Source organism: Streptomyces sp. NPDC093544, assembly GCF_040683495.1.
Classification (GTDB): domain Bacteria; phylum Actinomycetota; class Actinomycetes; order Streptomycetales; family Streptomycetaceae; genus Streptomyces.
The window spans coordinates 206,655-229,695 of record NZ_JBFBEA010000005.1; the positions used below are offsets into that span (position 1 = coordinate 206,655).

Sequence of the window (23,041 nt, forward strand, 5' to 3'; positions counted from 1 at the left end):
AAGGACTGTCTGTCAGTGATCAGCCGAACTCGAGGGAGAGCTGGAAGTGTTCGGGGTCGAGCAGGCTCGCGACATGTTCGACGAAGGAGCCGTCGACCGCGCGGCTCGTGCGCCGGGTGTCGAGGAACCAGTCGCCCGGTTCGCGGCGCAGCACCTCCGCCTCCCGGACGTCGATCCGCCGCCCGGCCAGCCGCTGTTCGCCGTGGTCGGGGCGGAGCCCGGCCTGCCGGAGCACCTCGGTGAGGGAGAGGTCGCCGAGACCGCGCCCCGGAAGTTCCCTGACACCGGGAACAGGCGGCAGACAACTGCGTTCGTACGAGATCACAGAGCCGTCGGCGACAAGCTCCCGGATCCGCTCGACCCGTATGAACGTCGTTATGTCCAGAGCGAGTTGACCGGCCAGCTCCTTGTCGTGGACTTCGCTGACCGCGAGTGTCCGAACGCGCGTGTCGATGCCCTGGACGGCCAGGGCATGCGCCCAGCCCAGCCCGACGTCGAGTGGGCGGCCGTCGAAGAGTACGTACGAGCCCTTGCCTGTCCGGGTGGCGATCAGGCCGGCGTCGTTCAGCTCGGCGAGCGCGGCGCGCACCGTGGTGCGACTGACGCCGAAACGCTGGGCCAGGGCGTGCTCGCCCGGCAACTGCTCCCCCGCCGGCCGGTGTCCGCTGCGGATCTCCTTGGCGAGTTCCTCGGTGATCTGCTGGTGCTTCAGCGGGATTCCGGTCATGCCGCACCTCCGGCGAGGATCTCGTCGACGGTGACGACCCGGATCAACGGCTGGTACAGATCGAGCACATGGAGGGCCTTGGCGTGCGAGTCGTCGTCGACGCCCGCGCAGGCGTCGGCCACTACCAGCACCTCGGCTCCGGCGTCGGCGGCGGCGAGGGCGGTGGACAGGACGCAGCAGTCGGTACTCACTCCGGCCAGGACCAGCCGCCCGTCGGCGGCGACACGCGCCGCAAGCTCGGGGGTCCACTTGCCGAAGGTGGTGGCATCCACCAAGTGCCGCGCCTGTTCGGCGAATTCGTCCGTCAGCTCCCACAGCGGGTCGTCGGCCGGCCGCAGCGCGAACGGCCACTGGTCGTAGTACGCACGCCAGGCGCCGACGGGTTTCTCCGGCGCGAGAAAGCGGGTGAACGTGACGCGGTCACCGAAGGCCGGCAGCAGTCGACGTACGCCTTGGGCGGCTTCGTCGAAGCGTGGCGTCGCCCAGGGGCTGTCGGGCTCGGCGAACACGCGCTGCATGTCGATGACGGTGAGCAGTCCGTGAACCGGTTCGGCATTCATGCGGCGCTGAGCACCTCCTCGCTCGGGTCCTGCCGCTCCTGGGCGTGCACCCGGCCGCGGCCGAGCGCCAGCGTGCCGAGGAAACCGAGGGCGAGTGCGACCAGGACACCCAGGTTGGCGTAGGCCCAGGCGCCCGTCTTGCCGCCGAGTCCGAACGGGTCGAGCAGATAGCCCTGCCAGTCCAGCCAGCTCGCGGCCGAGTTGGTGACCAGGCCCCAGCCGAGCGCGGTGCCGGCGAGGGTGAGCAGCAGCGGCTGGAGCGCGACGTCGCCGTACCGGCCGCCGGTGCGGAACAGGTCCCGCTCGTCGTAGTCGCGGCGGCGCATCGCGAGGTCGGCCAGCATGATCCCGCACCAGGCGGCGACGGGAACGCCCAGTGTGGTGAGGAAGCCGATGAACTGGCCCAGGAAGTTGTCGGTGAGGAAGACGATGTAGACCGAGCCCGCGATCATCAGGACTCCGTCGACGAGCGCCGCCAGATAGCGCGGCACGGGCAGCCCGGCGGACAGCAGGGCCAGACCTGACGAGTAGATGTCCAGGACCGCCCCGCCGACCAGGCCGAGCACGGCGACGATCGCGAAGGGGACCAGGAACCAGGTGGGCAGGATCGTGGTCAGCGCGCCGATCGGGTCGATGGCGATGGCTTTGCTGAGGTCGCCGGAGGAGCCCGCGAGGAGCAGGCCGAAGACCAGCAGGAGCAGGGGCGCCACCGAGGCGCCGAAGGTGGTCCAGCCGATCACGCCCCGGCTGGAGGATCCGCGCGGCAGATAGCGGGAGTAGTCAGCGGCGGCGTTGACCCAGCCGAGTCCGAAGCCGGTCATCATGAAGACCAGCGCGCCGATGAACTCCTGCGCGGAGCCCGACGGTACGGCGCTGACAGCGCTCCAGTGGATGTGGTCGGCGACCAGCGCGATGTAGACGACCGTGAGCACCGCGGTGACGACGGTGATCACTGTCTGTAGGCGCATGATCAGGTCGAAGCCCATCACACCGCCGACCACGATCAGCGCGCCGACCAGGATGAGGGCGATCACCTTCGTCTCCGTGCCGCCGCCCCAGCCGAGCCGCCCGAAGACGGTCGCGGTGGCCATCGTCGCGAGCGCGCAGAGCACGGTCTCCCAGCCGACGGTCAGGATCCACGAGATCACCGAGGGCAGCCGGTTCCCGCGTACGCCGTACGCGGCCCGGCTGAGCACCATGGTCGGCGCGGACCCGCGCTTGCCCGCCACGGCGACGAAGCCGCAGAGCAGGAAGGAGAACACGATGCCGAGCACTCCGGCGATCAACGCCTGCCAGAAGGAGATACCGAAGCCCAGCGCGAAGGCACCGTAACTCAGCCCGAGGATGGAGACGTTGGCTCCGAACCAGGGCCAGAACAGGGTCCGTGGAGTGCCCTTCCGTTCGGCGTCGCCGATCACGTCGAGGCCATGTTTCTCCACCTGGAGCTGCCTGCCCCCGGATCTGTTCTCGGGGCTGTTCTCGGAGGAGTCTCGGGAGTCCGTCATCTTCGACCTACCTGTCTAGACGTGTCCAGTGGAGGCTAGGTCGGCCGCCCGTCGTCGTCAAGGGGTGCGAGCGAACCGGGGACCGGCCCGCGGACGTTGCCCGCCGCGATGAGAAGCTGTGCCCGAACCGGCGTACTGAAGGGTGGAGGGGCACCAAGCCACCGAGCCCTTCCTTACCGGAGGTACCTCACTCGTGACCATCACCAAGCCGGCCCCGCCCCCGGTCGAGCACCGCGACGCGGGCGACCCGCAGGGCCGGCGGGGCTGGCACTTCAGCTCCCCTCTCGTCCTGACCATGGTCCTGCTTCTGCTGGTCACCTTGCAGGGATCGATCCGGCAGGCGTTGTCCGCGCCGGTCATGCAGAGCTGGATGACCGTGTTCGTCGCGGTGATCATCCAGGCTCTCCCCTTCCTCGTCCTCGGGGTACTCCTGTCGGCGGTCATCGCGGTGTTCGTCCCGCCCTCGTTCTTCGCCCGCGCCCTGCCGAGCCGGCCCGCCCTCGCGGTGCCGGTCGCCGGGATGGCCGGGGCGATCCTGCCCGGCTGCGAGTGCGCCTCCGTTCCGGTGGCCGGGGCGCTGGTGCGCCGGGGCGTCACGCCCGCGGCGGCGCTGGCTTTCCTGCTGTCCGCACCGGCGATCAACCCGATCGTGCTGACCGCCACGGCGGTCGCGTTCCCGCGCAATCCGGAGATGGTCCTCGCCCGGTTCGTGGCGAGTCTGCTCGTCGCGTGCTCGATGGGCTGGCTCTGGCAGCGGCTGGGGCGCGCGGACTGGCTGCGCCCGCCGACGCGCCCGGCACACGAAGGGCTCGGCAGGGGCGCCGCGTTCTGGGGGTCCGTACGGCACGACGTGATGCACGCGGGCGGCTTCCTCGTCGTCGGCGCGATGGCCGCGGCCACACTCAAGGCCGTCGTGCCGGAGAGCTGGCTGCAGGCCGCGGCGGGCAACTTCCTGGTGTCCGTCCTCGCCCTGGCGATCCTCGCGGTACTGCTGTCGATCTGCTCCGAGGCCGACGCTTTCGTGGTCGCCTCACTGACCCAGTTCTCGCTCACCGCCCGGCTGGCGTTCCTCGTCGTCGGGCCGATGATCGACCTGAAGCTGTTCGCCATGCAGGTCGGCACGTTCGGCCGCGGATTCGCCCTGCGGTTCGCCCCCGCCACCTTCACCCTGGCGATCCTCATGTCGCTGCTCGTCGGGGCGGTGCTGCTGTGAACCGGCAGGCTCAGGCGGCCGTCCTGTTCCTCGTCGGCGCGGCGGTGCTGAAGGCGGGCTCCAGCGACCTCTATCTGCGGTACGTCAAGGCCGGGTTGCGCCCGTTGCTGCTGGGGGCCGGCGTCGTCCTGATCGTCACGGCCATCGCCACGGTGTGGTACGAGCTGCGGCAGGGGCGCGCCCACCGCGAGGGCCGGGACGACAAGGCACAAGACGACGGTCATGACGACGCCCACGGCCACGCCCACCGCGAGCCCCGCATCGCCTGGCTCCTGGTCCTCCCCCTGCTCGCCCTCATCCTGGTCGCCCCGCCCGCCCTGGGCTCCTACAGCGCGATGCGCACGGGCACGGCCCTGCAGCCCCCCTTCGGCTACGCCACCCTGCCCGCCACCGACCCGCTTCCGCTCAGCCTGGTCGACTACGCCGGCCGCGCGGCCTACGACCACGGGCACACCCTCGGCGACCGGCGGATCAAGGTCACCGGCTTCATCGCCCTGGACCACGACGGCACTCCCTACCTCGTCCGCATGGCCCTCAACTGCTGCGCCGCCGACGCCCAGCCCGTCAAGATCGGCCTGACCGGAACGATTCCTCCGGTCCTGCAACCCGACTCCTGGCTCGAGGTCACCGGCACCTACACCAGCAAGCAGACCAAGGACCCCGTCAACGACGGTGTCATCCCCTTCATCAAGGTCAGCGAGGCCAAGCCGGTCACGGCACCGCGCGATCCGTACGACGAGAGCTGGAACAACTGAGTTCCTTCGGCCGCTCATCCGGCCACGTACGCGTATCGGTTCGCCCGGCCCTCAATGCCGTGCCTGTTCCTGGCACCGGCCAAGTCCTCTTGGCACCCGATCAATTCCAGCCGATCTTCAAGCCTGCTCGCCTCTCCGCCCGGCGACGTCCGGGCGAGCCGTCCGGCCTTACTTTTCGCGAAAACTCTGCATCCGACACAAATGGATCACTGTTGGCCACATTCTGTCCCGCATCCGACCGAAGAGGTCACAGATACCGCTGATAATTTATGGAAGCCGCGATGTACCGAAAGGTCGGGGAGGGGGGTCGCAGCCGCATTTGCGGCAGCTGCATCTACCCGCGCGAGCAAGCACGAGCGCGGAGGGAGACGCAGGCATGGCCAGGCCACGGCAGCGAACACATCAGGTGCGCCCCGGAGGGGGCTCACGTCCGGCAGCTGTCCATGACTAGGCCGGAGGAAGGCAGCAGCCTGGGCCGCCGCCTGGCCGCAGCGAGACAGGCCAGGTTTCGCCATGGCAACAGCCGCAACGGCGTCGAGGGGACGGACTCCTCTCACCCCCCAGCCGACTCCCCGCGCCCCGAGGCGGACTCCTCGCATCCCCAGGCCGGTTCCCCTCCTCCCGCGCCCGGCAATGAACCCGACGCGCAGGACAAAGCAGGCTCCTCCGTTGCGCCACCGGCGGACCCGGACTCCACCATCATGCTCCGGGTGGTCCGCAGGCCCACAGCGCCTCGCCCCGGCCCACGGCGCAAACCCGCGCCACCCACAGCCGCACGCCGCGTCGCGGCAAGCGTCACCGCACGCCTTGCGCCGGTCCTCCAAGGCATCGCACCCGCGACCCGCCGCCTTCGTCCCCGTTACCCGCGACCGGGCCGCACCGGCTGGCGGCGATGGATACCGTCCTGGCGTCACTGGCTGGGTGCCTGCCTGACGCTGTTCGCGGTGACCGGTTCCCTGCTGGCCATCCTCTACGTCACCACGGACATCCCCGAGGACCTCAACACGTACGCCACCCAGCAGGACAACGTCTTCTTCTGGTCGGACGGGACCCCCATGGCCCGTACCGGCTGGGTGCAGCGGCAGGACATGCCCCTCGAGGACATCCCCGAGGACGTGCGCTGGGCCGTGCTGGCAGCGGAGAACGCGAACTTCTACTCCGACCCCGGAGTCTCCCTCAGCGGCGTCACCCGCGCGCTGTGGAACACGGTGGGCAAGGGCGACACGCAGGGCGGTTCGACCATCACCCAGCAATACGTCAAGAACGTCTACCTGTCCCAGGACCGCTCGGTCAGCCGCAAGCTCACCGAAGCCACGATAGCCATCAAGCTCGACCAGCAGCTCAGCAAGGACGAGATCTTGGAGGGCTACCTCAACACCAGCTGGTTCGGCCGGGGCACCTACGGCATCCAGCGGGCCTCGCAGGCGTACTACGGCAAGGAGGTCAGCGAACTCAACGTCAGTGAGGCCGCGTTCCTCGCGTCCCTGTTGAAGGGAGCGGGCCTCTTCGACCCCGCCTTGAGTGCGAGCAACCACGACCGCGCCGTCGAGCGGTGGTCGTGGATCCTCGACCGCATGGTGGAGATCGGCAAGCTGTCGGCGACGGAGCGCGCGAAGTACAAGGACTTCCCCGAGCCCCTGAAGCAGTCCCAGGTCTACGACACCGGCCACCAGAGCGACTATCTGGTCGAGTTGGCGACCAAGTACGCCAAGGGGGCCGCGGATATCTCGGACAAGCAGTTCGACCTGGGCGGCTACCAGATCTACACCACCTTTGACCGTAAGCGCGAGGACGCCCTCACGAAGGCCGTCACCAGCGCCCGCAAGGATGCCGAGGAGCGCGACGCCTCGACGGCGAAGACCGCGCACTACGGCGCCGCCTCGGTCGCCGACGACGGCCGGATCCTCGCCGTCTACGGCGGCCCCGACCACCGCAAGCAGGGGTTCAACGAGTCCAACGCGACGACAGTCCCTGCCGGTTCGGCGTTCCTGCCGTTCGTCTACGCCGCCGGCCTGGAAAACGGGGTCAGCACGGAACGGGGCGCGCCGGCGACTCCTGTCAGCCCGGACTCCTTGTACAACGGAGACAGTGACGTGCCTGTCAGCACACCCGAGGGCCCCTACTGGGACCGCAGCGGCAAGAAGGTCGCCGCCCACAACGACAACGGCACGTCCTGGGGGCAGATCTCCCTGCACAAGGCTCTCGCCAATTCCGTCAACGCCCCGTTCATGCAGCTCGGCATGGACACCGGACTGGACAAGGTCCGCCTCACGGCTCAGGCGGCCGGCATGCTGCCGTCCAGCATGGGCTCGCAGGTACCCGCGCTGACCCTGGGCAGCTCGACGCCCAGCGCCATCCGAATGGCCGACTCCTACGCCACGTTCGCGGCCGAGGGCATCCACACAGAGCCGTACTCGGTACACCGCATTACCCGCAACGGAACCGATGTCCTCCTGGACAAGCCCGCGTCGGACCGCGCGATCAGCTCCAAGGTCGCCGGCCAGGTCACCGAGGCGCTCACGGAGTCGTTCGTCACCCAGCACCCCGACGCGGCTGAGGAGACGGCCCAGGTCGCCGGCAAGGGCGGCACCACCGAGAAGGACACGGCCGCCTGGTACGTCGGCACACAGGCGTCGGTGTCGACGGCGATCGTCATCTACCGCATGGATCTGACCAAGAGCCTCGAACCGCTGCCGTTGAAGGGGGTGGCGGGCTCCCCCGCCACCGACGTTCCCTTCGGTATCTGGTCGAGCGCCACCAGCCCGCTCAGCTGACGCGAGCCGCGACGGCGACAGAGCCCCATTCCGCATCCCTTCTCGCAGAATGCGCCACCGATGACCTCCAACGCCCACCGCCGTCGCCGCCGACGGAACCGTGCTCACGTCCTCGGCCGGCTCACCGCCCGCCCGAGAATCCTGATCGCCGCCATCGCTCTCGCCATCGTGTGCATCGCCGTACCCCTGCTGGTGCTGGGAAACGGAGACGATCCGGTGGCCACCGGGTCGTCGGACGACAAGGCCGCCGCAGACGGGGAGAACTCCACGAAGAGTGACACGGAACCCTCCTGGGACGGCAAGACGAAGGTGATCGGGGACGGCTCCACGTCGTACACCGGACCGCAGACCGAGGAGCTCAAGGCCGAGCCGCTCAAGCCGGGAGAGAAGCCTCCGCAGTTCGTCGTCTTCTCCTGGGACGGCGCCCTGGAGGGCGACGACCAACTCTTCTCGCACTACCGGGAGTTGGCGAAGGAGTACAACGCCCATATGACGTTCTTCCTCACCGGCATCTACCTGCTGCCGAAGGACAAGAAGACGCTCTACGATCCGCCGATGCACGATCCAGGGGCGGCGGCGATCAGCTACCCCACCGACGAACACATCCGCACCACTCTGGAGCAGCTCTCCTTGGCCTGGGAGGAAGGGAACGAGATCGGTTCCCACTTCAACGGCCACTTCTGCGAGGCCAAGGGCGGCGGCGACTGGAGTGTCGCGGAGTGGAAGAGCGAGATCAGCCAGTTCTACTCCTTCGTGGAGAACTGGAAGACCAACACCGGCTACACCGACCTACCACCGCTTCCCTTCGACGCGGACAAGGAGATCATCGGCGGCCGGGCGCCGTGCCTGGAGGGCCAGAAGAACCTGCTCGAGGCGGCCAAGAGCTTCGGCTGGCGTTACGACGCCAGTTCGCCGGGCGACTTCCAGATATGGCCCACCAAGAAGGACGGCCTCTGGGACTTCCCGCTCCAGATGCTTCCCTACGAGGGGGGCGAGTACCAGGGCCTGTCCATGGACTTCAACTTCCTCTACAACCAGTCCGACGGTGAGACCGAAGGCGACCCGGCCCAGTACGAGTTGTGGCGGAAGGAGACCGTCGACTCCTATCTCGCCGGCTTCAATCGCGTGTACTACGGCAGCCGGGCGCCCCTGTTCATCGGCAACCACTTCGAGGACTGGAACGGCGGCATCTACATGAAGGCCATCGACGACGTCATCAAGAACGTGTGCGTGCGCAAGGAGGTCCGCTGTGTCTCCTTCCGTGAACTGGCCGACTGGATGGACGTCCAGAAGCCCGAGGTCCTGGAGCACCTGCGCAGCCTCGACCCGGCCCAGTCGCCGGACTGGTCGACCATCGTCAAGTAGCCCTGGCTCAGAGTCCCGTTGCGCTACGCGTCGGCCGGCGCAACACCGCGGTGATGGAAGGGGCCGGGCGTCGTCGGCTCAACGCTCGATCCCATGGTCACGCAGCACTCAGATGAAGGACACGCTCCTCAGGCACCGGCGGCAGCGAGCACACCCAGGGGCCCGGCGCACACTGCGGACGGGTTCGGCTCATCGGCGTCGACAAGCACGAAGCACCGTTCCGGCGCCCTGCGTTGGCTCGACGCAGGTCGGCGAGCACGGTGTAGGGCAGTACCGCCTCCGACTCGATCGCGTGCGCTCGCAGGACCCGTACCGGCGCCTCCGGTGAGGCCGAGCGCGCGGGCCGCACCCGTACTCCAAGCTCAGGATGGACTCGTACCCTCACCGGGAGTCACCGGCATGCGTTCATCCCGCACTACGCCGTTCGACGGATGCCCTTGTTCGCCACGGAAGTCGGGGAAACCAAGGTGACGATGTCGGGGGTCAGCCTGCTGCGCCGAAGCGGCTGGCCGTGATTTCGCCGTCTTCCGTGCTCGCCGCTCCGACACAGCGGAAGACCCGCAGACCGTCCGCCCATTGCTGGGCGGACGGCGGAATTATGTCGGCCCTCCACTGCGCGGTCACCTCCCGGCCCGCGGTCGACCTGGACTTGAGCATGACCTCCTGCGAGCACAGGGACCGGACGTCGGGGTGCTTGATCAGGTCCCGGGCGTTGTTCGTCATGCCGTCTTCGGGCAGCGGGGCGATGGCGAAGGTCTCCCAGACGTGTTTCACCTGACAGTCCGCGCGGCTGACGGTGATGGTCCCCGAGATGTCGGTGATGCCGCTCCAGCACTCGGGGGTCGTGACACACCTGCCGCCCACGCCCTCGACCGCTGCGGCCGGGCAGTCCCGCGTGCTGGTCGACACTCCACCGAAACCCGCGTTCCGGTCGGTGCTCGTACCCGTACTCGCGCTCGTGTCCGTGGACGGAGTCGCGGTCGAGGCGGTCCCCGGGGTGTCCGACGTCCCGTTCTGATACGTGATCACCGTGACCGACACGCTCACCGAGATCGCCACCGCCGCCAGCACGGCAATCAACTGGGGGCGTTTTCTGTTCGGCTGCCGGTCGCCCGACCCCGTGACGGGGCCCGTCGTTCCCGCCTGGTCCGGCCGATCCGGCATGCGGGGAGCCAGCGTTGGGGGTACGGAGTCCTGAAGGGCGTAGTGCGACGGGGCGGCGTCCCGGTCGGCGGGAAGCGTGGCGGTCGTGGGGAATGTCTGCGCGAAGCCGCTGCGATGGACGGCGCCCGTGTGCATGGCGGCGAGGGCGTCACGCAGTACGCCGGCGTCGGATATCCGGTACGCCGGGTCCGCTGCCAGGGATTGTCCGAGGACCTCGTTGAGGCCCGGGGGCACTCCCGGCAGATCGGGGTAGGGCCAGGCGTGACGCACGATCAGTTCCGCGATGCTGAGCTGCCCGCCGTCCTCGGGAAAGTGTGGCGGGCGGCCAAGAAGCAGGGCATAGATCGTCGCGGCGAGTGAGTACACATCGCCTGCCGCGGTCGGTTCGACCATGTGGAAGGCCTCGGGCGGCGCGTACGCCGGGGTCAACGCCTCCCGGGTGACCGAGACTTCCCGGCCCGGCTTGGGCATGGCGGCCAGTCCGAAGTCGGCGAGGGCGACACCGCCGTACCGGTTGATCATGATGTTGCCCGGTTTGATGTCGCGGTGGAGCACACCGGCGGCATGGGCCGCGGCCACCGCGTCGGCTATGCCCACGCCGATGTCGCACGCCTCCTTGACGGACAGCGGCCCGTAGCGGCGCAGACGGTCGCCCAACGAGCCGCCGGGACACAACTCCAGCACCATGTACGGACGGTTGTCGCCGAGTACCCCGGCGTCGTACACGGACACCACATGCGGGTGCCCGGACAACTGGCCGGCCGCGGTCACCTCCCGCAGGAAACGCTGCCGGTCCCGGGGCGAGGCGAGCACCCTGCTGTCCACCTTGAGCGCCACCTCGCGGCCCACGGCGAGTTGGGACGCCCGGTACACCGTGGCGAACCCGCCCTGCCCCAGGACCCCTTGGATCTCGTAGCCGGACAGTTCCAGTCGTTCGAACCCCATCGTGCCGTCATCCCCCAGCGCGAACCCACCCGCGACAGAGCGTCTGACCGGGGAAGCGCCGACTCTAGCGGAGGCCGAGGCAACTCACTTGAACCGGTCAGGCGTCCGTAGGAACGGTCTCGGGCACCGGGCCGGTACGGGCGCGACTGCCCAGGCGGCCTGCGGCGGGTACCAGGGCGATGGCGATCGCGCCGGTCACTCCGGCCAGCGCGAAGGCGATGAAACCCCAGCTCTCGCTGCCGTTGGAGGCGAGGGTGCCGACCAGCGAGGGTCCGACGACGGCACCGGCGCGGCCCACACCGGTGACCCAGCCGAGTCCGGTGGCCCGTTCACTGTCCCGGTAGAGGGAGTTGGAGGTCGCATACACCATCACCTGGGCGCTGAACAGCCACACTCCGGTCACCGCCACGACGGCATACGTCAGGCCGAGCGACAGGTGCGACTTCAGCAGAAGCGCGCCTACCGCGGTCAGGGTGAACCAGATCGCCGAGACCCGGACCGGACCGAAGCGGTCGGCGGCCCGGCCGGCGATCAACATGCCCACGATTCCGCCCGCGTTGATGACCAGCAGGAAACTCACGGAGGACGTCATTCCGTAGCCGGACGCCTTCATCATCGTGGGCAGCCAGGTGCTGACTCCGTAGACCAGGAGCAGCCCACAGAAGGACGCCAGCCACAACAGCGGGGTCGCCCAACGGGATTCGGGGCGGAACAGCGCGAGGACGGCGTCCAGTCGTCCCCGGGCTCCGGCCGCCGGGCTCGCGACCGCTGTGGGCCGGGGCAGACCGTAGCGGTCGGCGACCTGGTCGGCCTGCTTGCGTTGGCCCCGTGAGAGCAGGACACCTGGCGACTCGGGCAGGAGTTTCAGCAGCAGGGGGACGGCGATCATGGCCGGCAGCACGCCGGCCCAGAACACCCAGCGCCAGCCCGCCGAGGGGGCGACGGTCAGTCCGAGGACGGTCGCCGCCATACCTCCGGCGTGGTACGAGGTCATCAGCAGCCCCGTGGTGAGCGCCGCCCGGCGGGGCGGGGCGAACTCCATCACCATGGCCAGGCAGAGCGGCATCAGACCGCCGAGCCCCAGTCCGGCGATGAACCGTCCGGCGCCGAACAGAGTGGTCGTCCCGGCCATGGCGCAGAGGGCGGAGCCGATGGAGAAGAGCGTCATGCTGCACGCCAGGACGGGGCGGCGGCCGAGCCAGTCCGTGACGTTGCCCGCGGTGAGCGCGCCGATGAGCATGCCGAAAGTGGTCCAGCTGCCGATGGTGCCCGCGGTCGAGGTGGTCAGGCCGAGGCCGTCGTCCTCGAGCATGTGCGGCATGACAGCCCCATAGATATTGACGTCCATGCCGTCGAAGAACACCGCCAGCCAGCACAGGGCCAGCACCGGGAAGACGGAACGGAAAGTGTGCTGGGGGCGCGTCGGGAGCGCGTCAGTGGTGCCGGGAAGAGTCATCGTCGACCCCTTGGGTGGGAGCGGAGTGGGAGTGCGGTGCACTAGGGGGAGTGGGAGCGTCAGTTCGCCGTTGGTTCGCCTGATGAAGTTCTCTTCACCCGTAAATGCGCGGCCTGCGGGGCCGCAATTTACGGGTGACAGGGGGTGGGGGGATATTTCCGGGTGGCCTGGGCGGGTCGGTCAGCTGCCGAGGTGCTTGCCGAGGAACGTCACGATGTCGCCCATCACTTGCTCCGTCGACCACTTGAGCCCTGCCGAGGAGTCGCCCCCCATGAACGACAGGTCGCCGTGATCCGCGCCCTTGAGGACGTAGCGGGTGCTGTCGACGCCCTTGGCCAGCAGGTTGTTGTGCAGGGTCAGGGTCTGACTCGGTGAGACGAGGTGGTCGTCGCTTCCGTGGAGCAGTACGAACGCGGGGTCCGAGGAGTCGACGTAGGTGCTGGGATCGGCGGCCTTGATGGCGGCGGGATCGTCCGTGAGCGTGTTCTTGGTACCGGCACCGAAGACGAACTGCGCGGTGTTGGTTCCGGCTGCCAGGTACGTCTTCTGGGTCGCGGCGTCGAAGTCGGAGGCGGTCTTGGACAGGTCGGAGGGGCCGAATTCGTCGACGACCGCCTGCACGTCACTGCTCTGGTCCAGGTTGTCGCCGGCCTCGAACTCCTTGACGCCGTTGGTGGTGCCGGCCATCGCGGCGAGGTAACCACCGGCGGACTGCCCCCATACGGCGACGTTCGCCGAGTCGATGCCATATTCGTCGGCGTGGGCGCGCAGGTAGCGGATCGCCGACTTCACGTCCTGCAAGGTCTCCTTGTAGGTGGCGCCGCTGGTGACGGTCCGGTACTCGATGCTGGCGACGGCGTATCCCTGCTCGGCGACGTACGTCCGCTGATTCAGGTTGCCTGTCTTGTCCGCCATGGCGAAGCCGCCGCCGGTCATGTAAACGACGAGCGGCTTCTTGCCTTCACCCTCCGGCACCTGGAGATCCAGCTTCAGCTCCGCCTTCTTGCCGTTGGTCGTCGGCGAGGAGTAGACGACGTCACTGTGTGTCGCGACCTCCGTCTTCCCGCACTGGATCTGTGCACCGGTGGGGTCGATGACGGTGCTCGTGCTGGTGTCGCTCGCCTTGACGGTCTTCGCGATGGATATGGACGCGCCTCCCGCCGCACCACTGGGAGCTCCCCCACTGGGGGCCCCGCTGGGAGCTCCTCCCCCGGCGCCGCCCGGCGCCTGGGATGCCGGGCAGTCCGTCGTCTTCGAGGAGGCCGACGCGCTGGAGGCCGTACTTTCACTGTCCGAGGAGCAGGCCGTGAGGGCCAGCCCGAGCACCACGGATGCCGCGAGTCCGACACCGGCCTTCTTGCGCCTCCGGCTCCCGGCCGCCTTCATGTTCTCGTCCTTGGCCATGCCACTCCTCTGGTCGTCCGCACACAATAAATGGGAAGGTGATTCCCACTTCTCGGGTCACGATAGCACTAAGTGGGAATTCGATTCCCACTTAGTGTGGAGGCGTGGTTGAGCGCCATGGGAGGCCGGGAAGCGGGAAGGTGTGGCCGGAGGCTCTGGAGGGCGGGGCCTGGCCGGAGGCTCGGGCGGACAGGGGAATACCCCGGGTGAACGCGGAACTAGCGAGGAGCCCGTTCGCGGGCCTCGCGTGCGATCGACTCGTCGATCGCGTCCATGAACCCCGTGTCACCGATGACCATTTCGGGCAGGGGGGTGGGCACGCCGGGTTCCGCCCGCAGACCGTCCAGAAGCAGTCGCAGATAGCGGCGCCACAGGTCGGGCTGCCCGGTACGGTCGGTGACCGCGGCCACCATCAGCTGGATCATGGGAATGTCCACGGGCACGACGTCCGCGCGCAGCGCGCCCTGCTCCTTCGCCCGCGCGATCTGGGCCTCCATGATGGGCGTGATCCGGGTAAGAACCTGGGCCTGCCGCCGCGGGCTGGCCGCGGCTCCGAGCAGCGCCTCGCGCAGTCCCCGGTCGAAGGCCTGGATCTCGCAGGCCTTCTCCATACTCGTCACCAGTCCGTGCCACGGGTCCGGGTCGGCGAGCCCCTCTTCCGCCACGGCCGCGAGAGTGTCGATCATGTCGTCGAAGAGCGCGTCCAGCAGCTCTTCCTTGTTCGAGAAGCGCCGGTAGACGGTCCCCAGGCCCAACCCCGCGTGAGCGGCGATGTCACTGAGGCTCGCTTCCGTCCCCCGCTCCCGGAACACCTCACGGGCCGCGGTGAGGATACGGCGGCGGTTCGCCTCGGCGTCCCGGCGCAGCGGGGGCCTGTCAGTCCCGGGGCTCGACGCCATCTCGATCGTTTGACTCCCAGAGAGGGGGTAAATTTCCGGTTCATGCTACAACGGGCGACCACGGCCTCTCGCGGGCGGCGTCCTTCGAGCCCAGCGGCATCGCGCAGTGGAGTCCGTGGACGTGGAACGCGGAGCGGTCGTCGGCGTACACGCAGTCGCCCGCGGATACAAGCAGCCTTCTGCAGGGCGCGGCCGGTGGGCCTGTGGACGTTCCTGTTGGCGCCCAGTTCGCCTCAGTCGCGGTGGGCGCGCCCGCGCGCGCGGGTCCATGCGGACGCCGAAATGCGGGGGGCCATGCGGACGGCCGACATGCGGGGTCCGCTCAGGTCAGTCTGGGGCGGCTGACGACAACCGGTGCAACCGCAGGGCGAGTTGGATCTCCAGCGCGCGGGTCGGGCTCTGCCAGTCGTCCCCGAGCAGTCGGCCCACGCGCTCCAGCCGCTGCGCAACCGTGTTCACATGCACATGCAGGTCGTCCTTGGTGCGTGCCGGACTCATGCCGCACGCGAAGTACGCGTCGAGGGTTCGTAGTAGATCCGTACCGCGCCGTTCGTCGTAGGCGACCACCTGGCCGACGGTGCGGTCGACGAAGCCGGAGATGTCCCGGTCCCCGGCGAGCAGCAGTCCCAGGAACCCGAAGTCCTCGGCGGCGGCTCCGTCCCCGGCGCGGCCGAGCAGGCGCAGGGCTTCCAGACAGCGCTGTCCCTCCGCATACGCCGCCGCCACGGCGCCCGGGCGGGTGGCAAGCTGCTGGACGAGTTGCTCGATGGGCGCTGAGGCGCCGACGGTGACCTCCTCGTGCACGGCGGTGCCGAGGTCCTTGGCCGTGCGACGGGCCAGGTCCGTCGCGGTGTCGCCGGGGCGCAGGGGCAGCAGCAGGACGGTGCCGCCGCCGCGGGCGGCGGCCAGTCCGCGCCGGGTGGTGGCGAGGTGGGAGGCGGCCGACCACAGGCGTCTGCGGGCGGCGGCCTCCTGGTCGGCGTCGGCCGCCGGTGTCTCCAGCCGGGCGGCCAGCACCACGTGGGCGCCGTCGAGGTCGGCGTGCAGCCGGGCGGCACGCTCGCGCAGCAGCCGCGGGTCACGGTCGCGGGCGTCGAGAAGGTCGTCCAACAGCTCGCCGCGGACGCGCTGTTCGGCCTCGGAGGCCGAGCGTCTGGCGAGCAGGAGGAGCGAGGTGACCATCGCGGCGCGCTCCAAGGTGCGCTGGTCGACGGGGTCGAGGCCCGGATGGCCACGCAGCACCAGCGCGCCGAGCAGCTCACCTCCGGCCGCCACCGCGACGACCCAATCGTGCCCGTGTCGCACAGCGTGTCCCTCAGCCCTGGATGCCTCCAGTGCGGCGGCGGGTGCGGTGCCCGTTTCGGCGAACTCGACCGTGCCGTCGAGGACTTCGGACACCGCGGCTGCCACGTCATGGACTCCGCCGCCGCGCAGGACGAGTTCGGCGAGCCGGTCGTGGACGTCTGACGCCCGCTCGATGACCCCGCTGCGGTCGCGGATGATCTCGTTGGCGCGGCCCAGGCGGTCGAGGGCCGAGCGGGTCTCCGTGAGCCAGTTCGCCGTGTCGATGGCCGCCGCGGCGAGAGCGGCGAAGGAACCGAGGAGAGCGATCTGCTCCCGCTCGAAGACCCGTGCACGACGGTCCGCGGCGAAGAGCACGCCGATGACCTGGGGCCCGATCATGAGCGGCACGCCGAGGATCGCGACCAGGCCTTCGTCCCGGACGCCCGCGTCGATGGTTCGGGTGTGCTGGAAACGCTCGTCCTTGAAGTAGTCGTCGGTGACATAGGGGCGGGCGGTCTGCGCGACGAGCCCGCCGAGCCCTTCGCCCATGCCGAGCCGCAGCTGTTGGAAGCGCGCGGCGACCGAGCCCTCGGTGACTCTCATATAGGTGTCACCCCTGCCCGCGTCGTTCAGGCTGAGATACGCGACGTCGGTGCCCAGCAGTGACCGGGCCCGCTGCACGATCGCCCGCAGCACGGCGTCGAGGTCGCGCAAGCCGGCCAGATCGTGGGCGGTCTCGAAGAGCGCGGAGAGCTCCGCCTCGCGGCGGCGCCGTCCCTCCATCTCCGAGCGCACGCGCAGCGCGAGCAGTTTTGCCTGTTCGAGGGCGGTGATGCGCTCGGCGGGCAGGCCCTCGGCGCGGGCGAGCAGCACCGGCTGCTCGTAGGCGTCGGCGGACGCGCCTGTGGCCAGCAGCTCGAGGAACGGCGCCTCGGCACTGTCGGTGGCGGCCTTGGCGCTGTAGACCGTGGCCTCGGCGCTGTGGGCAGTGGCCTCGGCGGACTGCGTGTGATCGCGGGACATGCTCCCAGGATCACCCATCGGCGGATCGCCGCCGCCAGCCTGTGGATAACTCACCGTAGCCACCCGTCGCCCCCGCTCAGTGCGCGGTCCAGCCGCCGTCCAGCACCAACGACGTACCGGTGATGAAGGACGCCTGCGGACCGCACAGATACGCGACGGCCTCGGCGACCTCCTCCGGTTCGATGAGCCGTTTGACAGCGCTGTCCTGGAGCAGCACTTCGGCGAGCACCCGTTCCTCCGGAATCCCGTGTGCTTGCGCCTGGTCGGCGAGCTGCTTCTCGACCAGTGGGGTGCGCACATAGGCAGGGTTCACACAGTTCGAGGTGACCCCATGGGGTGCGCCTTCCAGGGCGGCGGTTTTCGAGAGCCCCTCAAGACCATGTTTCGCGGCCACATACGCCGACTTGAACGCCGAGGCGCGCAGCCCATGGACCGACGACACATTGACGATGCGGCCCCAACCCTGCGCGTACATGTGGGGCAGCGCTCCGCGGATGAGCCGGAACGGTGCCTCCAGCATCACGGTCAGCACGGTGTGGAAGACGTCGGGCGGGAACTCCTCGATGGGGCGGACGAGTTGCAGCCCTGCGTTGTTCACGAGGATGTCGGTGCCCGCGGCTGACCGCTCCGCCGCATCGAGGTCGGTGAGGTCGAGGACGTGCGGCTCGACGGCGCCCGCGAGGCCTTGGGCCAGCTCGGCGAGCGTGCCCAGCCCCGCGGAGTCCCGGTCGACCGCTCTCACCGTGGCCCCGGCGGCGGCGAGCCGCAGCGCGCAGGCACTGCCGATACCACCCGCGGCGCCCGTGACGAGGGCGGTGCGGCCGCCGAGGTCGAGTGCGGGGGACTGGGTTCCCGGGAGGGTGCTGGGCACGGTCATGTCTCGACCCTAAGCAAGGCCCCGGACCCAATACATGTGGTCACCGCACACACTTCACGCTCAGGTCGTAGGGTCGAACCATGTGGGGGCGTCGGAGAGTGCCTGCTTGATTCGCAGCAGGCAGAACTCGTTCAGCTCCGGCAACGCGTCCACGTCGAACCAGCCGACGTCCAGTGACTCGTCGTCGTTGACGCGCGCCTCACCGCCGACAGCCCGGCACCGGAACGTGATGTCCATGTACTGACAGGTGTCGCCGTTCTCGTAGGTGACCGGCGCAAGAGCCTGCACGAGCACGACGCGCTCGACGACGCACCGCACAGCCGTCTCCTCGAAAACCTCCCGCACCGCTCCCGCAGCAGGCTGCTCCCCCGGGTCCGGAATACCGCCGATCACGGACCACTTGCCCGTGTCGGAGCGGCGCCCCAGCAGCACTCTGCCCTCGTCGTCGAAGACGATGGCGGTGACTCCGGGCAGCCAGAGCAGCTGGTGGCCGGCGGTGGCCCGGATCGTATGGATGAAGTCGGGAGTAGCCATGCACCGACCCTAACGGCCCGGTTCCACAGCTCCGTTACCGTCCGGAGACCGTGGCCTGAACGCCGCTGCCACGTCGTCCACGCACCGTCGTCGCCACCGCCCAGCCGAGCCCGCCTGCCGCAACCAGCACCAGGACCATCTCAGGAAGGATCCCCAGGCGTGTGGCAGGGGTCTCGGAGGATCGCAGCGGCACCTTCTGGACGAGCGAGTCCGCCACGAACATCCCGGTCTTCTGGGTGATCTTCCCGTCCGGCATGATGATGGCGCTGACGCCGCTGGTCACCGGCACCGTGACGGTGCGGCTGTGCTCCACGGCACGGACACGCGACATGGCGAGCTGCTGGTAGGTCATCTCGCTGCGGTCGAAGGTCGCGTTGTTGCTGGGCACCGAGATCATCTGCGCGCCGTCGATGACGGTGTCGCGCACGTCCCAGTCGAAGGCCGCCTCGTAGCAGGTGGCGAGGCCGACCTTGGTGCCGTCCATGGTGAACACGCCCGCTTTGGTGCCACGGCTGAAGTCCTGGCTCACCATGGACGTCCAGTTGCTGTTGATGGCCCCGATGAGCGAACGCATGGGCAGGTACTCACCGAACGGTTGGATCTGCCGCTTGTCGTACGTGTCGACCGGGCCCTTGACCGGGTCCCACAGGATCTGCTCGTTGTAGAGCTTGCCGTCCCGCTCGACGACACCGCCGACCGAGATGGGGGCGCCGATCGCCTTGGCCGCGCCGTCGATCACCGCGCGGGCGTCGGGGTTGGTGAACGGGTCGATGTCGGAGGAGTTCTCCGGCCACAGCACGAAGTCGGGCTGGGCGACCTTGCCCGCCTTGACCTCGGCGGCCAGCCGCTCGGTCTCCCGCGCGTGGTAGTCGAGAACGGCACGCCGCTGGGCGTTGAACTCCAGCCCCGCGCGCGGCACATTGCCCTGGATGACCGCGACGGTCGCCGTACCGTCCTCGGCCTTGTCACTCACCAACGACCGCGCGGCGAGCGCCCCGACCACGGGGACGACGACGCTGAGCAGTGCGACGACGGCGGCCCCGCGCCGCACGGTCCGGGTACGGCGGCCTTCGAGAACCAGGCGTACGGCCTCGTACAGCCCGAAGCCGCAGAGCACGACCGCGAAGCCGAGTACCGGCGTGCCGCCCACCGCGGCGAGCGGAAGGAAGACCCCGTCCGCCTGCCCGAAGGCGATCTTTCCCCAGGGGAACCCGCCGAACGGCACGCGCGCGCGTGCGGCCTCGCCGGCGATCCACAGTGTCGCCGCCCACAGGGGCCACCCCGGCAGCCGGGAGACGGCCGTGATGCCCGCGCCCACGAGTGCGACGAAGACCGACTCCGCGACGACGAGAGCGATCCACGGCCCGGGGCCGACCTCGACACCGGTCCACACGAGCAGCGGCAGAAAGAACCCGAGGCCGAACAGATAGCCGAGCCCGAGACCCGCCTTCCAGGTCCGACCGCGCAAGGTCCAGCCGAAGATCGCGAAGGCAGGAAGGGCCAGCCACCAGAGCGTGCGCGGCGGGAAGCTGACGTACAGCAGGACGCCGGAGAGCGCCGCGGAGGCGGCCGGAACGAGACGGAGGGCCAGTCTGGCCACGCGCGATGCGGGCACGGCCTGGGGTTCGAGCTGTTCCGGCTCGTCTACGGATGTCGCGGTGGCGGTCACTCCGGGAGTGTACGGCGCGTGACCTGGGCGCCGACAGCGTGGTCCACCCGGCCCCTGACAGGAACCGGTCCGGCGGGGGGCCCCTGCCCGACCGCGCGTCCTCGACATCTGCCGCAACGTTCCTGCGCAACTTGTCCACAAACCGGCGCATCACCCGTTACGGTGTGCCCGAGCCTCTGACGTGCGGCCGGACAGCCGCGACGGCAAGGGCCCGGCACAGTCGGGGGGCGACGGGGTGGGGTCCACGGGGACGGCGTCTGCGGCCGATTCCGCGGCCGCGGGCGACAGACGCAACGCGTCCGATGTCGCGGGCGTGATCGTGCTGGCGGCGTGCGCGATCTGGGCCTTGATAACGGCGGGCGCGCACGCCGGCCGACCCGAGGGCGTGCTCCTGGCGGTACTCGCCGTGACAGCCGGCTACGCCTCGGGACGGATCCTCGGGGCGCTCCTGCCCGTCGCCGCACCCTGCGCGGGCGCGCTCGCCGGACTCGGCCTCGCGGTGGCCGCCCCGCACACCACTCCCGCCGCGCTGCTCACCTCGCCACTCGGACACAGTGGCGCCACGGCCGCGCTGCTGGCCCTTTCCGCCGGAGCCGCGTGCTGCGCGGCATGGGCGGCCCATCCCCCGGTGCTGCGCCTCACGCTGCGCCTGCTGGCAGCCGGGGTCGTGGTGACCGCGGCGGTGCTGGGCTCGACAACTGGCTTCGTCCTGTGCACGGGGGTGCTGCTGTGCTCCCTCTCCGCCGCCCGTATACGTCGCCGCGCGCTGGGCCTGACGTGCCTCGCACTCGCCGCGGCTCTGACCACCGGAGTGTCCTTGGCGATCGCCGAGGACGTGCTGCCTGACGGCCTCACCGCCACATTGGAAGGCCCGCTCACCCAGCATCGGATCCTGCTCTGGCGCGACGCGCTGCACCTCGCCCGCGAGTATCCGGCTCTGGGCGCCGGGCCCGGGCGTTACGGGGAACTCAGCCCGACGGTCACGCAGTCGCTCCTGCCGGACGGCAAGCCCCACTCGGCGCCACTGCAGCAGGCGGCCGAGCAGGGCGTTATCGGCGTACTGCTGCTCGCGGCGGTTTTCTGCTGGGTCCTGTACGCGCTGTGGCGCTCGCCGCGTCCCACACCGATCGCCCTCACGGCGGGCGCGACCCTGGCCGCCCTGGCCGTCGTCGCGTCGGTCGGCAATGCCCTGAGCTTCACCACGGTGACAGCCGGCGCGGGACTGCTGGCGGGACTTGCCACATCACGACCACTGTCCGACGAGGAAGTCACCACGGCCCCGGGAGAACGTCCCCGAAGCGACCGCCTGGAGCCTTGACCACAGACCACAGACGGCAGACGGCAGACGGCAGACGGCAGACGGCCAGGATCGAGGGCCGAGGGATCAGAGCGCCGTCCCCGGCGTGGTCGCCGTACGCAGGTGGTCGCGGATGATCCGTACGGCCGCCTCCGCGTTGTCCACCGTGATCGTGAACGTATGGCCGTCCCCGAGGAGGAGCACCACGCCCTCGCCACGGCGGACGATGACGGCGGTCCCCATCTCGGGCCGCCAGCGGTAGCCCCAGCCGCCCCACTGGCGGGGTGTGACCGAGGGCGCGAAGTCGGCCCCGACGACGTTCGAGAGCGGGATACGGCGACGCGGCAGCCCTATGTGGCCGCAGCGCACTTCGAGGGAGTCCTTGTCGACCTTCACGGCGACATGCACGAACGCGAGCGTGCCGAAGAGGATGAGCAGTCCTGCCGCGATGCATCCGACGACGGACATGACGAGCGGGGCGCTGCCGGACGTCCACGTGGAGTCGACGGCCAGCTGGATGCCGAGCGCGATACAAGCGGCCCCGCCGAGCGCGGGCAGCCACTGGACGCGGTTGGTCGCGCGCCCCGTCCAGATCTCGGGGTGCGAGGTTTTCTCGCCGTGGGGGTGGTCCCTCATGGCAATGAGAGTACTCACGTTCCGCTGTGCGGGCACCGGGTCGCGGAGCGTTACTGCTCCGGGTGGACGTTCTTCTTACACTGGTCGTTCGCCACGATGACCGAGGGTGCCCAACGGTGACAGGCGGTCATCGCGCAGGGGTGACCGCGGACAGCAGGCGGCCTTCCTCGTAGGCCAGCGCGGGAGCGGGAAGGGCACCCTCATGGCCACTCAGGAGCACCGTGAGAGAGCCGACGGCGGGGGCCTCCGGGGCCGGCACCTCACCGATCCTGCGCAGTGCCTGGGCGGCGACCGCTCCGGCGGAGCCGTGCAGGACCAACGGCGGCAGCCCGGACTGCTGTACGGCGGCGCGAATGCGGTCGGCTACCAGCTCGTAATGGGTGCAGCCCAGGACAACGACCCTTACATCGTCGGGCGTGCGTGCGGCGGCCGCGGCGATCGCGGCGTCGATGGCCACCTGGTCCGCGTGCTCCACGGCTTCGGCGAGACCGGGGCAGGCCACTTCGGTGACGTGCACTCCGTCGGCGAACTCACGGATGAGACCTCGCTGGTACGGGCTGCCGGTGGTGGCGGGCGTGGCCCAGATCGCGACGGGTCCGCCGTCGGCCGCCGCCGGTTTGATCGCCGGTACGGTGCCGATGACGGGCACGCCGGGCTCCAGTCGGGCGCGCAGCGCGGGCAGGGCGCGCACGGAGGCGGTGTTGCAGGCGACGATCAGCGCGTCGGGGCGGTGCTCCGCGGCGGCCTCGGCGACGGCGAGAGCTCGCACGGTCACGTCTTCCGGCGTGCGCGGCCCCCAGGGCATGCTGCCGGGGTCCGAGGAGAGGATGAGATCGGCGTCGGGTCGCAGAAGGCGTACCGCGGCGGCGGCGGCGAGCAGTCCCATACCGGAGTCCATGAGCGCGATCTTCACCCGGTCACCATAGACGATCCGCCTCGACGGGCCGCTTGGGT

Annotated in this window: 18 protein-coding genes; 5 read left to right on the plus strand and 13 right to left on the minus strand. The window is 69.7% G+C overall.

What is annotated here, in order from left to right:
* Positions 1-19 precede the first annotated feature (19 nt).
* The 3 genes from AB0N66_RS09175 to AB0N66_RS09185 are packed head-to-tail and all read right to left on the minus strand — an operon-like array spanning position 20 to position 2,792.
* Positions 20-727 (minus strand): GntR family transcriptional regulator, encoded by a 708-nt coding sequence (locus AB0N66_RS09175; protein WP_365430605.1) that lies wholly within the window; start codon positions 725-727, stop codon positions 20-22.
* Positions 724-1,287: an isochorismatase family cysteine hydrolase gene (locus AB0N66_RS09180; RefSeq protein ID WP_365430607.1), complete on the minus strand. Its 564-nt coding sequence runs from the start codon at positions 1,285-1,287 to the stop codon at positions 724-726. Before AB0N66_RS09180 ends, AB0N66_RS09175 begins: the two co-directional genes overlap by 4 nt.
* The gene (locus tag AB0N66_RS09185) at positions 1,284-2,792 is read right to left on the minus strand and encodes a cytosine permease (protein ID WP_365430609.1); all 1,509 of its coding nucleotides are present in this window, start codon (positions 2,790-2,792) and stop codon (positions 1,284-1,286) included. Before AB0N66_RS09185 ends, AB0N66_RS09180 begins: the two co-directional genes overlap by 4 nt.
* Positions 2,793-2,985: 193 nt before the next feature.
* Here AB0N66_RS09185 and AB0N66_RS09190 point away from each other — a divergent pair, with 193 nt between their 5' ends.
* From AB0N66_RS09190 to AB0N66_RS09205, 4 genes are all read left to right on the plus strand, one after another.
* On the plus strand, positions 2,986-4,005 hold the full coding sequence (locus tag AB0N66_RS09190; RefSeq protein ID WP_365430611.1) for a permease: 1,020 nt from the start codon (positions 2,986-2,988) through the stop codon (positions 4,003-4,005).
* Positions 4,002-4,760 (plus strand): TIGR03943 family protein, encoded by a 759-nt coding sequence (locus AB0N66_RS09195; protein ID WP_365430613.1) that lies wholly within the window; start codon positions 4,002-4,004, stop codon positions 4,758-4,760. The genes AB0N66_RS09190 and AB0N66_RS09195 overlap by 4 nt, the downstream gene beginning before the upstream one ends.
* Before the next feature lie 701 nt (positions 4,761-5,461).
* Positions 5,462-7,534, plus strand: coding sequence for a transglycosylase domain-containing protein (locus AB0N66_RS09200; protein ID WP_365430923.1), 2,073 nt, complete (start codon positions 5,462-5,464; stop codon positions 7,532-7,534).
* A 60-nt stretch (positions 7,535-7,594) separates the two neighbouring features.
* Positions 7,595-8,899 (plus strand): hypothetical protein, encoded by a 1,305-nt coding sequence (locus AB0N66_RS09205; RefSeq protein WP_365430615.1) that lies wholly within the window; start codon positions 7,595-7,597, stop codon positions 8,897-8,899.
* A 483-nt stretch (positions 8,900-9,382) separates the two neighbouring features.
* Here AB0N66_RS09205 and AB0N66_RS09210 read toward each other — a convergent pair whose 3' ends face one another.
* The 8 genes from AB0N66_RS09210 to lnt form a co-directional block, all read right to left on the minus strand.
* Positions 9,383-11,008 (minus strand): serine/threonine-protein kinase, encoded by a 1,626-nt coding sequence (locus AB0N66_RS09210; RefSeq protein WP_365430617.1) that lies wholly within the window; start codon positions 11,006-11,008, stop codon positions 9,383-9,385.
* A gap of 97 nt (positions 11,009-11,105) precedes the next feature.
* Positions 11,106-12,464, minus strand: coding sequence for an aromatic acid/H+ symport family MFS transporter (locus AB0N66_RS09215; RefSeq protein ID WP_365430619.1), 1,359 nt, complete (start codon positions 12,462-12,464; stop codon positions 11,106-11,108).
* A gap of 180 nt (positions 12,465-12,644) precedes the next feature.
* Positions 12,645-13,868 carry an alpha/beta hydrolase gene (locus AB0N66_RS09220; protein WP_365430621.1) on the minus strand — a complete coding sequence of 408 codons (1,224 nt, stop codon included), beginning with the start codon at positions 13,866-13,868 and terminating at the stop codon, positions 12,645-12,647.
* Between the two features lie 218 nt (positions 13,869-14,086).
* Positions 14,087-14,767 carry a helix-turn-helix domain-containing protein gene (locus AB0N66_RS09225; protein ID WP_365430623.1) on the minus strand — a complete coding sequence of 227 codons (681 nt, stop codon included), beginning with the start codon at positions 14,765-14,767 and terminating at the stop codon, positions 14,087-14,089.
* 327 nt (positions 14,768-15,094) lie between these two features.
* Positions 15,095-17,074 carry a GAF domain-containing protein gene (locus AB0N66_RS09230; RefSeq protein ID WP_365430625.1) on the minus strand — a complete coding sequence of 660 codons (1,980 nt, stop codon included), beginning with the start codon at positions 17,072-17,074 and terminating at the stop codon, positions 15,095-15,097.
* A gap of 76 nt (positions 17,075-17,150) precedes the next feature.
* The gene (locus AB0N66_RS09235) at positions 17,151-17,951 is read right to left on the minus strand and encodes a 3-hydroxybutyrate dehydrogenase (protein WP_365430627.1); all 801 of its coding nucleotides are present in this window, start codon (positions 17,949-17,951) and stop codon (positions 17,151-17,153) included.
* Positions 17,952-18,011: 60 nt separating this feature from the next.
* The gene (locus tag AB0N66_RS09240) at positions 18,012-18,485 is read right to left on the minus strand and encodes an NUDIX domain-containing protein (RefSeq protein WP_365430629.1); all 474 of its coding nucleotides are present in this window, start codon (positions 18,483-18,485) and stop codon (positions 18,012-18,014) included.
* A 34-nt stretch (positions 18,486-18,519) separates the two neighbouring features.
* On the minus strand, positions 18,520-20,154 hold the full coding sequence (lnt, locus tag AB0N66_RS09245; RefSeq protein WP_365430631.1) for an apolipoprotein N-acyltransferase: 1,635 nt from the start codon (positions 20,152-20,154) through the stop codon (positions 18,520-18,522).
* Between the two features lie 181 nt (positions 20,155-20,335).
* Here lnt and AB0N66_RS09250 point away from each other — a divergent pair, with 181 nt between their 5' ends.
* Positions 20,336-21,472, plus strand: coding sequence for an O-antigen ligase family protein (locus AB0N66_RS09250; protein ID WP_365430633.1), 1,137 nt, complete (start codon positions 20,336-20,338; stop codon positions 21,470-21,472).
* Between the two features lie 66 nt (positions 21,473-21,538).
* Here AB0N66_RS09250 and AB0N66_RS09255 read toward each other — a convergent pair whose 3' ends face one another.
* Complete coding sequence (locus AB0N66_RS09255; RefSeq protein ID WP_365430635.1) at positions 21,539-22,087, minus strand: hypothetical protein; 549 nt, start codon at positions 22,085-22,087, stop codon at positions 21,539-21,541.
* 127 nt (positions 22,088-22,214) lie between these two features.
* Positions 22,215-23,000, minus strand: coding sequence for an aspartate/glutamate racemase family protein (locus AB0N66_RS09260; protein WP_365430636.1), 786 nt, complete (start codon positions 22,998-23,000; stop codon positions 22,215-22,217).
* Between the last annotated feature and the right edge of the window lie 41 nt (positions 23,001-23,041).